This window comes from Streptomyces sp. NPDC051173 (genome assembly GCF_040689515.1).
Lineage (GTDB): Bacteria > Actinomycetota > Actinomycetes > Streptomycetales > Streptomycetaceae > Streptomyces.
On record NZ_JBFBBD010000055.1, the window covers coordinates 34647 to 47481 of the forward strand.

Consider the following 12835-nt stretch of genomic DNA (forward strand, 5'->3'; position numbering starts at 1 on the left):
GAGCGAATTGAGAAGAGACTTTGCCATTGATGGGGCGTCATTGACAGGGGCGCAACAAGGATTTGATCTCCCGTTCTCCGAAACGCGGTTGATTGGTTCCGCTATGCGGTGAACTGGGTGCGGCTTTGTTACGCGCCCGGCGGGGCGGCGGACCGGGTGCTTCCGCACACGGGCATGCGAAAGCCGCCCCGGGCACTGGGTGCCCGGGGCGGCTTCGGCGAAGGGTGCGCGGAGGGTGACCGGAGGGGGCGCTCGACGGTGGAGCGCGCTCAGCCGGGCCGGTCGGAGGCTTCTTCGGGCGGCATGCCCTTCAGGAGGCGCGCCGGTTTCTTCGGAGCGCGCACCTCGGGAGATATGCGGGCCTCTTCAGGGCGCACACCTCACGGAGGCACGCCGGCTTCTTGAGGGCGCACGCCGCGGCCGCAACGCCACTGTGTGCGGCATTGCGACCGTATGCGGACGGCGGACGCGCGGGCTACCGCTGTTCGTCCGTCGGCGGCTGGTTGCCGATCTGTTCGTTGAGCTTCTGCTGGGCCGTGTCGACCTGGCTCTGGTACTTGTTGCCCGTCTTCTCGTCGAAGGCGTCACCGGCCTTCTCGACGCCTTGCCTGGCTTGATCCTCATGACCCTTGAGCAGGCCCTTGAGCTTGTCGAGCATGGACATGGCCGTCCTCCTCACGGAACGCTGACGCACCCAGCATCGCCGCATTCCGCCCGGCTCGCATCCTCGGAGGCTCCCCGGCGAGAGGCGCGCGGAGGCCTCCGGGCCGCGCACGGGGCCCGGGGCACGCCGGGGGAGGTCAGCCGGTGCTCGTGTACCCGCAGTTCCAGCACTTGTACACGCCGTTGCCCATCTGCTGCATCATGTTCTGGCAGTTCGGGCAGGCGAGTGCGAGGGGTGTCATGGGGCGACGGTGATCGCCCCTCTTGGGCAGCCGGGGCAGACGCCGCGGACGATCGCCGGCGAGGTGGCGTCCCCGGGATTCTCCGCGACGACGATCACCTTCAACGGAAGCCGGCAGTCCGGGCAGCGCTCGTACTCCCGATCCCGGTCGCCGATCGCCGCGGCGAGGATGCGGTCGAGTGAGTCGCCGTCGTCCATGGTGCGTGTGTCCTGTCTCCACGGGATCCCCTCCTTGGGTACTACGTACCCGCCGTGAAGCGGCCCAACTCCGCGCCCGGGCCCCGGCTTACACGGCCGCGGCCGGCCTTGACCTGTGTGCCGTGGTCTTTGCGGACGCGTAGCCTCCCGGCCGCCCTGGCTCCTCGCCCGACTCCGGCGACGCGACGCCGGACTCGCTGCCGATGGGCCGGTGATCCAAGCGTCGGTGTCGACTATCCGGAATGACTTAATCCCCTTGTGGGTACGCGAGTTCGACTTATGTGATCTTTACTCCTTGCGCGCAAAATTCACATCCTGCACGCAATCTTGTGAAGGGCTTCAAGTTGAAGATTGCCTCGAAGATTACGACGGCAGCCGCCGCCGCGTCTGTCGTCATGTTGATGACTCCGGGCGTCAGTCATGCGGACAACCCCTACTGGCAGTTGGGTAGCGGTGGCGCAGGCAAATGCCTGGAGATCGAAAACTCCAGCTCCAGCAATGGGGCTCGGGCCCAGCAGTGGAGCTGCGGTTCACAGACGGGGAGCTACTGGAAGTTCCGGAACCGAGGGGATGGCTGGTACTCGCTGGAGAACTTCAGCGGAAAGTGCCTGGAAGTTGCGGACTCTCGCACGGATAACGGCGCGCCCGTCCAGCAGTGGAGTTGTGCAGGTAACGACACGCAAGAGTGGAAGTTCTCCACCGGCGCCGGACACTACGGCAACTTCGCCCTGGTGAACAGGAACAGCGGCAAGGTTCTGGAGGTCGAGAACTCGAGCACCGCGAACGGAGCGCGGGTGCAGCAGTGGGACTTCGCGGATACCCCCGGTCAGGGATGGTCCGCGGGCCAGGTCGGCTGACGCCATATCTACCGCGTTGAGCCTGGGCGATCCGGGGAAGCTGAATCCAGCCTGGTCCGGATTTCCGGGTGACGGCCTGGCGGTTGGCTGACCGGGAGGTGACCTGGCCAACCAACCACCGGACGTGGCACCTCGCCCTGGAGCGCGACTGAGCGGTATGGCGCGCACGGCGCGCTCCTCCGAAAAGTCAGCTCTTGGGCGGGGTGATCGACACCTGGTCGAGATGGCCTTCGCACTGGTTACCCGCCTCGCAGGAAATCTTTATGCGGTTCGGGCCCTTGTCGAGGTCGACGCGGGTCCAAGTGGTCATCCAGTTGCTGGACCACTCGCCTTCCTTCGAGTTGCCGTAGTTCCCCAGCTTTATCGGCAGATCGTTGGGCTTGCCGTTGACCGTGACCGTGAGGTTGGCGTCCTTGCCGGGGACGCCGTAGGAGAGGTTCAGCCGGTACTCACCGGCGTTCTGGAGATCCACCTCCCACTCGACACCCGCACCCTGCTGATCCATGCCCTTGACGTACGCGCCGTCGGCCGCCTTGGCGCCCGACACCTTCTTCTCGGTGCCCGCCGGCCCGATGAGGCGCAGACTCGCCGCGTCCCGGTTGAGAAGCCCCGCCGCCGAGGAATTGCTCGGCTGGTCCTTCTCCGGTTCCTTCGGCTTCGCGCTGTTCTGCGGCTTCGGCTTGTTGTCGCCGCCGTCGGCGCTCGTCTTCGAGTCGCCGCCGCTGTTGGTGATCATCGCCGCGCCGATGCCGCCCGCCACGACCACGACGACGGCTATGGCGGCGATGAGCAGACCGCGGCGCTTCGGGCGCTGGGGGCCGCCGTGGCCGCCGGGCGGGGGGCCCGGCTGGCGCGGGGTGCCGCCCGGGAGCGTCTCGGGGGCCGCGTAGTGCGGTGCGGGCTGGTGCGGGGGCTGCTGCCCGCCGTACGTCTGGTTCTGCTGCCCGTACTGCCGGGAGCCCACCGTGCGGACCTGGTGGTAGGACGTGCGGGGGACGCCGGGCCGGGGCGCGGCGGGGCCGTCCTCCGGGCTCCCGTCACCACCCTCCGAGCGGTACAGGTGCGCGAACGGGTCGTCGCCCTCCGGCGTTCCCGAACCGTTGTTACCGGCCGTCATCCCCTGTCACTCCCAACCTGGTGCCCACCGGCGCTCACGTGCGCGAGCGCCCCGGACCGCCGCTGCCGAGCCGGGGCGGCCCCGGGCAGCCACGCGGTCCGGATGGCCAATTTTCACGATCGATTCACGTCGGCGGCGGTGGCCGCATTCGGCGCAGCCTACCCGGTAATCATGGGCCCACGCCGTGGTACGGACCTCAGCCTGCCCGCCGCCCCGCCTTGGCACGTGACCGTTTTTCGACGTACATGCGCTGATCGGCGGAGCGGAGTACCTCGTCGGCCGACATCCCGCAGCCCGCCCAGCCGATCCCGAAGCTCGCGCCGACGCGTACGGCACGGCCGTCGACCCTTATCGGCGGGATGATCGCGTTGCGCAGCCGGACCGCGAGATCCTCGGCGTCCGCCTGGCCGAGGCCGTCGGCGAGGACCACGAATTCGTCGCCGCCGAGCCGGGCCACGGTGTCCCCCTCGCGCACGCCGTCGGTCAGCCGCCGGGCGACCTCGATGAGGACGGCGTCGCCCGTGTGGTGCCCGAAGCGGTCGTTGATGGACTTGAAGCCGTCGAGGTCGCAGAAGAGCACGGCCAGGCCCTTGGTCCCGTCGTCCTCGGAGTCCTCGTCGGGCGCGACGGTGTGCACGTGCCCCGGATAGGGCGCGCCGCCGTGTTCCGCGCCGAATTCGCCGGTGGCGCTGTCGGGCGCGAAGTCGGAGGCGTAGTCGGCGGCGAAGTCGGGCGCGTAGTCCGGCCCGAGGTCGGCGCCGAAGCCGTGCCCGTACTGCTGCTGCCCGTACGCCGCGCCCTCGACCTCGTCGAAGCCGTCGAGGGAGCCGTACGGGGCGACCGACGCGTGCTCCTCGGCGCGGGCCGGGGTGCCGCACAGCCGGCTGCTGAGGCGGGCGCGCAGCTCGGCGCTGTTGGGCAGCCCGGTCAGGGAGTCGTGGCTGGCGCGGTGGGCGAGCTGCAATTCGTGGCGCTTGCGCTCCTCGATGTCCTCGACGTGGGTGAGGAGATAACGCGGGCCGTCCGCCGCGTCGGCCACCACGGAATTGCGCAGCGACACCCAGACATAACTGCCGTCGCGGCGGCCGAGGCGGAGTTCGGCCCGGCCGCCCTCGGCGGAGGTGCGCAGGAGGGTGCCGATGTCCTCGGGGTGGACGAGGTCGGAGAAGGAATAGCGGCGCATCTGCGAGGCGGACCGGCCCAGGAGGCGGCACAGGGCGTCATTGGTGCGGTGCAGCCGGCCGTGCTGATCGCCGCCCATCTCGGCGATGGCCATGCCGCTGGGCGCGTACTCGAAGGCCTGGCGGAAGCTTTCCTCGCTCGCGCGCAGCGCCTGCTGCTCGCGCTCCAAGCGGACGAGTGCCCTTTGCATGTTTGCGCGCAGCCGAGCGTTGCTGATCGCAATCGCGGCCTGGAACGCGTACATCTGGAGGGCCTCCCGGCCCCAGGCTCCCGGGCGGCGTCCGTTGCGCGGTCTGTCGACGGATATGACGCCGAGGAGCTCGCCTCCGGCGGTGCCCGCCGTGTACATCGGGGCGAAGAGGCGGTCCATGGGGTGCCACTCGTCCGGGAAGCGCGGGGCGGGGCCGGCGGTGTGCCACTGAGGCACGTCGTCGTCGTCGAGCACCCAGCCCTCGGTGTACGGGATGAAGCGCAGCGAGCCCCACTGGTCCGCCATGGCGAGCCGGCGCTCCCAGGAGACCCGGGAGCCGACCCGCCCGGCCATCAGGGCCTCGGCGTGTGCGCTGCCCGCGACGGCGGCCACGACGAGATCCCCGTCGGGCCGCACGAGATTGACTGCCGAAAGCTCATAGCCGAGGCCGGCGACGATGCCGTCCGCGACGGTCTGCAAGGTGTCCGCGAGGCTACGTGCCGTGTTCAGATCGGCAACCACCTGATGCAATCCCCGCAAGGTCGCAAGGCGGACGTACGGCTCCGACTCGGTCTCCATCTTCGCTCTCCCCCGAGACCTCGACAGCAACTCCAGGCTTCTTGTCGTCCGTTTATCACGGCCACTGAATCACAGCGAGCTGACCACTCGGTACACAGGGTCAACAATTAGCGCCCTCTGTGACTCATGTCACAGCGCGTGATGAAGTCCCGCCACTGGCGTTCGAGCGCGCTCCTATGCTTCGTGAACGCAAATCCGAAACCCATACGACACCCATATGGACGCCATCCGGAGGCGAATCGGATGACTGTCGAAAGGCAATCGGCCACGCTTTGGCGCGAACCGGTCGCGGAGCGCGAGGATGCCCCGCCGGCCGGGGATTCTTGCCCCGGAGGCACCGCCGGGCGACCTAGGACCCGGCTGGTCCTGAAGCCCGATGCGGGGGAACGGCGCGGCGGCTAGCGTGCACAGCGTGTTGCAGACGACTTCGCCCCACGAGACCGCCATACCCCATGCTGAAGGGGTGAGCGCCGACGAGTTCCGGGCCGCCCTCGCACGCCTCGCCGCGGGCGTCGTGCTGGTGACCGCCCACGACGCCGAGGACGGGCCGCGGGGTGAGGGCGTCGGGATGACGGCGACCGCGTTCCTCTCCGTCTCCCTCGAACCGCCGCTCGTGATGGTGAGCGTTCGCAACGGCTCCCGCATGGACGACCTTCTGGAACGGCAGCCGCTGTGGGCGGTGTCCGTCCTCGCCGAGAGCCAGCGGCACATCGCGGGCCGCTTCGCGATGAAGGGCCGCATCAGCGACCGGCTGCTGTTCGAGGACATCCCCTACGAGCGCGGGGCGCGGACGGGGGCTCCGCTGGTGCGGGGCGCGCTGGCCGTCCTGGAGTGCCGGACCGAGCAGCGGGTCGAGGCGGGGGACCACACGCTGGTGATCGGCCGGGTGCTTTCGGCCGGGGCGCCGAGCACGGAGGGCGGGCCGCTGACGTACTTCAAGGGGCGCTACCGGCGGCTGGCCTGAGGCTCGGCTGTTCTCCGCCCGCGGCGGAGGCGCCCTTGGGGTCCCGGACGAAGTCTGGGGCGTGTCCTCAGCCGCCGGACGGCCCGGGGGTCAGCCCCAATCGCGGCCGGAACGGCCGCGCTTCGTGTCGCCGCGCTGCTTCTTCTCGCGCAGCCGCCGTTCGTTGATGCCGCGCGGGATCTTCGTGGGCCGCCGCGGCCGGGGCGGCGGCGCGGACGCCTCGGCGAGGAGCGCGGCCAGCCGGACGGCCGCGGCCTCGCGGTTGCGCCACTGGGATCGGTGCTCCGACGCCCGTACGGTCACCACGCCGCCGACCAGGCGGCCCGCGAGCCTGGCGAGGGCGCGCTCCTTCCACACCGGGGGCAGCGCGTCGGTGGCGGCGAGGTCGAAGCGGAGCTCGACCTGGCTGTCGCTGGTGTTGACATGCTGGCCGCCGGGGCCCGAGGAGCGCGAGAAACGCCACATGAGCTCGGACTCCGGGAGGCAGACGGAGCCGCGGATGACGTGGGGACCGGACATGTCCCCCATGATCCCGCGCCCGGGACGGGCCGTCACCCCGTTTTGCGCCCGGCCGGGCGGCTCCGGCGACGACCCATCAGGAAATGGCAAAGAAAGTAAAGCCGATTGGAACCCTGGGTCCCCCGGAGGGCGTTATCAAGAGTGACGGCGACCCCGCGGCCGCCGTCGCGGCGATTCCATCAGAAAGGGACCTTTCCCATGGCTGTAAGCCTGTCCAAGGGCGGCAACGTCTCCCTCACCAAGGAGGCCCCGGGCCTGACGGCCGTCACGGTCGGCCTCGGCTGGGACGTCCGCACCACCACCGGTACGGACTTCGACCTCGACGCGAGCGCGATCGCCGTGAACCCCACGGGCAAGGTCTACTCCGACGCCCACTTCGTCTTCTTCAACAACAAGTCGACGCCGGACCAGTCGATCGTCCACACCGGCGACAACACCACCGGCCAGGGCGACGGCGACGACGAGTCGATCAACGTCAACCTCGCCGCGCTCCCGGCCGACGTGGAGAAGATCGTCTTCCCCGTCTCCATCTACGACGCGGTGACCCGCAGCCAGAACTTCGGCCAGGTCCGCAACGCCTACATCCGCATCGTCAACCAGGCCGGCGGCGCCGAGATCGCCCGCTACGACCTCAGCGAGGACGCGGCCACGGAGACGGCCATGGTCTTCGGCGAGCTCTACCGCAACGGCGCGGACTGGAAGTTCCGCGCGGTGGGCCAGGGCTACGCGTCGGGCCTGGTCGGCATCGCGCAGGACTTCGGGGTGAACGTCTGACGCGAGCCGCGTCTTTCGTGACGGAGAGGAGGGCCACCCCGCGACGGGGCGGCCCTCTTCTCGTCGATACGGCCGGGCCGTCCAGGCTTCTTGTACTGGTGAGCGATTCACTTGCTCGAATGAGTGAACGTAGGGCGAGAGTCTGATGGATTCCCGTTCGAGGCCTTAGCGTCATTACATGGTTACTTCACGTCACGAGGCGTCGCACCGGATCTTCCAGGAACAGCCGGGGTTGCTCGCGCCGGTATTCCGGCTGTTGGGTGTGCCGTTACCCGCCAAGGCGGCCGTCGAGGTCCTCACGGCGGACGTCACGGAGATCAGGCCGCTGGAGCGGCGCGTGGACAGCGTGCTGCGCATCGAGCCGGTCGGCGACGGCAGGAGTGGTGATCGCGGAGGGTTTCTCCTCGCCATCGAGGCGCAGGGGCGGCAGGACCGGGCCAAGCCGGTCAGCTGGGCGTACTACATGTCGTTCTTGAAAGCGAAGTACGCCTGCCCCGTGCTGCTCCTCGTGGTCTGCCATGACAAGGCGACCGCGGACTGGGCGGCCGGTCCGTTCCGGCTCGGCGTCGACGCCTGGACTTCGCTGTCGGTGCATCCGCTGGTCCTGGGGCCGGGCAATGTCCCCGTGATCACCGACTCGGAGGAGGCTGCCCGGGACCTGACCATGGCGACGTTCTCGGCCATGACGCATAGCAGCCATGAGGACGCTCCGGCCATACTGGACGCACTGGCCCGCGCCCTGGGCGCGGCCGCCCCGGAGTCCTCGGCGTACTACTCGGAACTGCTGGAGATCGGCCTGGGGGACTCCCGGGCGGGAGAGACCTGGAGGAAACTGATGCCTATCCGTACCTACTTCCCCGGCCGCGGCACCATGATCGAGCAGGCACTCCTCGAAGGCGAAGCCAAGGGGCGGGTCGAGGGGCTGGCCGAGGGGCGGGTCGAAGGGCGGGCCTGGGAGCGTGCGCTGATGGTGATGCGCGTGCTGAAGAGCCGGGACATCGCCGTCTCGCCGGAGGTTCGGGAACGCGTCTGCAACTGTACCGACCTGGACACTCTGGAGCGCTGGCTGGACCAGGCATTCATCGTGGCCAGCGCCGAAGCACTCTTCGACGGGCAGGGCTGACTCCCTGGGCGCTTGGGTGGTCGGCGTGGGGAGAGATCCCTGCGTCGGCCCTCGTGCTTCACGCGCCCGCCGCCGTCCGCAGGAAGCGTGTCACCGCCTCCGCCATCGCCCCCCGCGCCGGGGTCAGGTATTTTCTCGGGTCGACCGCCGACGGGTGTGCTTCCAGGAACGCTCGTACCGCCCCTGTGAACGCCACGTTCAGGGCCGTGCCCACGTTGATCTTGGCCATGCCCGCCGCCACCGCGCGGCGGAGTTCCTCGTCCGGGACGCCGGACGAGCCGTGGAGGACGAGGGGGACGGGGACGGCGTCGCGCAGCCGGGAGATCAGGGTGTGGTCGAGCGCCGCCGTCCGGGAGGACATCGCGTGGCTGCTGCCCACCGCCACGGCCAGGGCGTCGACGCCGGTGTCGGTCACATAGGCGGCGGCCTCGGCCGGGTCCGTGCGGATGCCGGGGGTGTGGGCGTCGCCCGCCTTGCCGCCCACGCGGCCCAGTTCTGCCTCCACCCAGAGGTCCCGCTCGTGGCCCCAACGGACCGCTTCCGCCGTGGCCTTGACGTTTTCGCCGTACGGCCGTTTCGACGCGTCGTACATCACCGAGCTGAAGCCGTGTGCGTGGGCCCGGCGCAGGAGGTCGTCGCTCTCGACGTGGTCGAGGTGGAGGGCCAGCCGGGCCCGGGAAGCGGTCGCGACCGCGGCCGTGGCGGCGGCGATGGGGGCCAGGCGGCCGTCGTGGAACTTCACCGCGTTCTCCGAGACCTGGAGGATCGCGGGCAGGCCGGCGGCCTCCGCTCCCGTGGCGATCGCCTCGGCGTGTTCGACGGTGATGACGTTGAAGGCGACGACCGCCCGCGCGGCGGCCCGCGCCTCGGTGACCAGTTCGCCGGTGCGTACGAGGGGCATGGTGGTTACGCCTCCGTCACCTTCACTTGTGGCAGCAGACTCTCGTAGGTCGGGCGGTCGAACTCGCCCGCCGCACGCGCCCGTACGGTCGCCCCCGCGAGGGCCACGGCGCGGGCCACGCGCTCCGGCCAGGGGGTGCCCTCGACCCAGCCGGCGAGGAGGGACGCGACCGCGGAGTCGCCCGCGCCGGTCGGGTTGCCGGTCAGCCGCCGCGGCGGGGCCGCGCGCCAGGTGCCCTCGGGGGTGACGGCGAGCATGCCGTCGGCGCCCAGGGTCGCGGCCACCGCGTGGGCGCCCCGGCGCCGGGCGTCGAGGGCCGCGCGCAGCGGTTCGGTGGAGCCGGTGAGGGCGGCGAGTTCGCCGGTGTTGGGCTTGACCAGGTCGGGGCGGGCGGCGATGCCCCGGCGCAGCGGCTCGCCGCTGGTGTCGAGGAGTACGGGCACGCCGAGCGCGCGCGCCTGCCGTACGAGATGGGCGTACGCGCCGACCGGGACGCCCGGCGGCAGGCTGCCGCACAGGGCGACGGCCGCGGCCTCGCGCAGGAGGCGGGCGTAGGTGTCGGTGAAGGACGCCCACTCCTCGGGCGAGACGGCCGGGCCGGGTTCGTTGAGCTGGGTCGTGTCGCCGGTCGAGGCGTCGACGACGGCGACCGTGCGGCGGGTGGGGCCGAGGACGGGGACGAGGGCGTCGGTGAGGTTCCCCGCGGTGGGGGCGCTCTCGGCGAGGAGGCGGCGCACGGTCTCACCCGTCGCGCCCCCGGCGAAGCCGGTGACGACCGTGGGGTGGCCCAGCGCGGCGAGGACGCGCGCGACGTTGAGGCCCTTGCCGCCCGCCCGCTCGGTGGCGTCCGTGACGCGGTGCGAGGTGTGCGGCTGCAGACGTGGAACGCGGTAGGTCAGATCGAGTGCGGTGTTGAGCGTGACCGTGAGGATCATCGGCGGCTCTCTCCCATGACCGGGGACGGCGTTACGGCGGCGTGACGGCTCTGTGAACGGCTGCGCGAGCGATCATGCCAAAACTGCGGCGGCGCGCCCAGACCTCGGACGCGCCGCCGCGGTGTGAAGTCCCGTCAAGGGAGTGCAGAACTACCGCACTTCGGGCTCAACCACCCATTCGCCCTTGCGCATGACACCCACCAGGTCGTAGGAGGCGTCGAGGACGACGAGGTCCGCGTCCTTGCCCGGCTCCAGGGAGCCGACGCGGTCGTCGACGCCCAGCAGCCGCGCCGGGTTCGCCGACAGGGCCCGTACGACGTCCTCGACCGGCAGCCCGTCGACGGTCACCGCGCGCTTGAAGGCGGTGTCGAGCGTGAGCGTGGAGCCCGCGATGGAACCGGCCGTCGGGCCGTCGGCGATCCGCGCGACGCCGTCCTTGACCTCGACGCGCATGGGGCCGAGCGGGTACATGCCGTCGTTCATGCCGGCCGCGCCCATCGCGTCCGTGATGAACGCGACCCGGTCCGCGCCCGCGCTGCGGAACGCCAGCTGGAGGGCGGCGGGGTGGAGGTGCGTGCCGTCGTCGATCAGCTCGACCGTGACCCGCTCGTCCTCCAGCAGCGCCGCGATCGGGCCGGGCGCGCGGTGCAGCAGGGACGGCATCGCGTTGAAGAGGTGCGTGGCCACCGTCGCGCCCGCCTCGACGGCCTCCAGCGTGGCCTCGTACGTGGAGTCGGTGTGGCCGACCGCCGCGATGACGCCCGCGTCCGCGAGCAGGCGGACGGACTCCAGGCCGCCGGGGAGCTCCGGGGCGAGGGTCATCATGCGGGCGGTGCCGCGCGCCGCGTCGACCAGCTTGCGCACGTCCGCCGGGTCCGGGGCGCGCAGCAGCTCCGGCTGGTGCGCGCCGCAGCGGTGCGGCGAGATGAACGGGCCCTCGAAGTGGATCCCCGCCAGGTCGCCCTGCTCGGTCAGCTCCGCGAGGACGGCCGCCTGCCGGGCCAGGTCGTCGAGGTCACCGGTGACCGTGGAGGCGACGGTCGTGGTCGTGCCGTGCGCGCGGTGCGTACGGATGGCCGTGAGCGCCTCCTCGGCGTCGCCCGAGGAGAAGGACGCGCCACCGCCGCCGTGCACGTGCATGTCCACGAAGCCGGGGACGATCCAGTGGCCGGTGAGGTCGAGGGCCGTGCCTCCGGCGGGCGGCGCGGCGGCGATCCGCCGGCCCTCGACCGCCACCCGCCCGTTCTCGACCACACCGGTCGGCAGCACCACGCGGGCACCGGCGAGAACCGTTCGTTCGACCATCAGGCGGATACCTCCGTGGAATCGGTGGAGAGAAGGTCCCAGGCGAGCAGGCCCGCGCCCAGGCAGCCGGCGGTGTCCCCGAGCGCCGCCGGGACGATGCGGGGGGCCTTCTGGAACGTGATCCGCTCCGCGACGGCGGCGCGCAGCGGTGTGAACAACGTTTCCCCCGCCTCGGCGAGCCCGCCACCGATGATCAGCGTATGGGGGTCCAGGAGGGTGAGCCCGATGACGAGGCCGTCCGCGAGGGCGTCGACGGCCTCCTGCCACACGGCGTGGGCGCGCGGGTCGCCGGCCGCGACGGCCGCGGCGCAGCCCGCGGCGTCGGCGGCCGGGTCGTCGGTGGCCCGCGCCCAGGCGGTGCTCACGGCCGCCGCCGAGGCCACGGTCTCCAGGCAGCCGAGGCCGCCGCAGCCGCACTTGGGGGCGTCCGGTCCGGAACGTACGGAAATGTGGCCGATCTCGCCCGCGTAGCCGTGCGTACCCTGCTCGATCCGGCCGTCGATGCCGATCGCTCCCGCGATGCCGGTGCCGAGGGCGACGAACAGGAACCGGTCGGCGCCCCGGCCCGCGCCGATCCGGCCCTCCGCGAGGCCGCCCGTGCGGACGTCGTGGCCCAGGGCCACGGGTGTGCCGCCGCCCAGGCGCTCGCGCAGCAGGTCGCGCAGCGGGACGTCGCGCCAGCCGAGGTTCGCGGAGTAGACGGCGGTGCCGGCCTCGCTGTCCACGATGCCGGGTACGGCCACGCCGGAGGCTTCCGCTGTCCGCCCGTAGAGCCTGCGCCCCGTCTCCCGCAGCTCGGCCGCGAAGTCCAGGATGCCGTCGACGACCGCGTCCGGGCCGTGTTCGCGGCGGGTGGGGCGGCGGGCTTCGTGCAGGAGCCGGTGGTCGGGGCCGATGAGTGCGGCTTTGATGGCGGTGCCGCCGACGTCCAGGGCGATGACGTGTTTCACGTCTGTAGTGTCGCGTGTGGGTGGGGAAAGGTCTAGTCCACTGTTGGGTGGGGCGGGCTGTGGGTGCGGGTTCGTTGCCGGGTGCGGGTTGCTTGCGCCTGCGGCGGGCTTGTTCCCCAGCCCCGCCCCTTCCCGAAACTGGGGGCAGGCCCCCAGGCCCCCGGCTGCGGGTCCGTTGCCGCCTGCGGCGGGAGCTCCCCCAGCTACCGCTGGGAGGTGCCCCCAGCGGGCGCGTCCTCAAACGCCGGACGGGCTGGATGGTGCGGACCGTAGCCCGCATACCCAGCCCGTTGGGGGCACCTCCCAGCGGTAGCTGGGGGAGTTTGAGGACAGCGCG

The 12835-nt window shown here is 71.3% G+C and carries 13 protein-coding genes; 4 read left to right on the forward strand and 9 right to left on the reverse strand.

Features of this window, described 5'->3' with window-relative positions; translation table 11 throughout:
- Positions 1-475 precede the first annotated feature (475 nt).
- Positions 476-664, reverse strand: a complete 189-nt coding sequence (locus AB0435_RS24750) for an antitoxin (protein ID WP_366005494.1) — start codon at positions 662-664, stop codon at positions 476-478.
- Positions 665-901: 237 nt separating this feature from the next.
- Positions 902-1102: a hypothetical protein gene (locus tag AB0435_RS24755; protein ID WP_366005493.1), complete on the reverse strand. Its 201-nt coding sequence runs from the start codon at positions 1100-1102 to the stop codon at positions 902-904.
- A gap of 329 nt (positions 1103-1431) precedes the next feature.
- On the opposite strand from AB0435_RS24755, the gene AB0435_RS24760 reads away from it, so the two are divergent.
- Positions 1432-1959 (forward strand): RICIN domain-containing protein, encoded by a 528-nt coding sequence (locus AB0435_RS24760; protein ID WP_366005492.1) that lies wholly within the window; start codon positions 1432-1434, stop codon positions 1957-1959.
- 187 nt (positions 1960-2146) lie between these two features.
- Here the strand turns inward: AB0435_RS24760 and AB0435_RS24765 are convergent, their stop codons facing one another.
- Both AB0435_RS24765 and cdgB read right to left on the reverse strand, forming a co-directional pair.
- Positions 2147-3076, reverse strand: coding sequence for a carbohydrate-binding protein (locus AB0435_RS24765; protein WP_366427977.1), 930 nt, complete (start codon positions 3074-3076; stop codon positions 2147-2149).
- Positions 3077-3272: 196 nt separating this feature from the next.
- Positions 3273-5027, reverse strand: coding sequence for a diguanylate cyclase CdgB (gene cdgB / locus AB0435_RS24770; RefSeq protein WP_366005490.1), 1755 nt, complete (start codon positions 5025-5027; stop codon positions 3273-3275).
- Positions 5028-5439: 412 nt separating this feature from the next.
- On the opposite strand from cdgB, the gene AB0435_RS24775 reads away from it, so the two are divergent.
- Positions 5440-5991, forward strand: coding sequence for a flavin reductase family protein (locus tag AB0435_RS24775; RefSeq protein ID WP_366427978.1), 552 nt, complete (start codon positions 5440-5442; stop codon positions 5989-5991).
- A gap of 90 nt (positions 5992-6081) precedes the next feature.
- Here the strand turns inward: AB0435_RS24775 and arfB are convergent, their stop codons facing one another.
- Positions 6082-6510, reverse strand: coding sequence for an alternative ribosome rescue aminoacyl-tRNA hydrolase ArfB (gene arfB / locus AB0435_RS24780; protein ID WP_366427979.1), 429 nt, complete (start codon positions 6508-6510; stop codon positions 6082-6084).
- A 198-nt stretch (positions 6511-6708) separates the two neighbouring features.
- On the opposite strand from arfB, the gene AB0435_RS24785 reads away from it, so the two are divergent.
- Together AB0435_RS24785 and AB0435_RS24790 are read left to right on the forward strand one after the other, a co-directional pair.
- On the forward strand, positions 6709-7284 hold the full coding sequence (locus AB0435_RS24785; protein WP_366005487.1) for a TerD family protein: 576 nt from the start codon (positions 6709-6711) through the stop codon (positions 7282-7284).
- A 178-nt stretch (positions 7285-7462) separates the two neighbouring features.
- The gene (locus tag AB0435_RS24790; protein WP_366005486.1) at positions 7463-8407 is read left to right on the forward strand and encodes a hypothetical protein; all 945 of its coding nucleotides are present in this window, start codon (positions 7463-7465) and stop codon (positions 8405-8407) included.
- A 58-nt stretch (positions 8408-8465) separates the two neighbouring features.
- Here the strand turns inward: AB0435_RS24790 and AB0435_RS24795 are convergent, their stop codons facing one another.
- The 4 genes from AB0435_RS24795 to AB0435_RS24810 form a co-directional block, all read right to left on the reverse strand.
- Positions 8466-9308 carry a class II fructose-bisphosphate aldolase gene (locus AB0435_RS24795; RefSeq protein ID WP_366005485.1) on the reverse strand — a complete coding sequence of 281 codons (843 nt, stop codon included), beginning with the start codon at positions 9306-9308 and terminating at the stop codon, positions 8466-8468.
- A 5-nt stretch (positions 9309-9313) separates the two neighbouring features.
- Positions 9314-10243, reverse strand: a complete 930-nt coding sequence (locus AB0435_RS24800; RefSeq protein ID WP_366427980.1) for a 1-phosphofructokinase family hexose kinase — start codon at positions 10241-10243, stop codon at positions 9314-9316.
- Positions 10244-10393: 150 nt separating this feature from the next.
- Positions 10394-11548, reverse strand: a complete 1155-nt coding sequence (gene nagA, locus AB0435_RS24805) for an N-acetylglucosamine-6-phosphate deacetylase (protein WP_366005483.1) — start codon at positions 11546-11548, stop codon at positions 10394-10396.
- Positions 11548-12498 (reverse strand): ROK family protein, encoded by a 951-nt coding sequence (locus AB0435_RS24810; protein WP_366005482.1) that lies wholly within the window; start codon positions 12496-12498, stop codon positions 11548-11550. The genes nagA and AB0435_RS24810 overlap by 1 nt, the downstream gene beginning before the upstream one ends.
- Positions 12499-12835 lie beyond the last annotated feature (337 nt).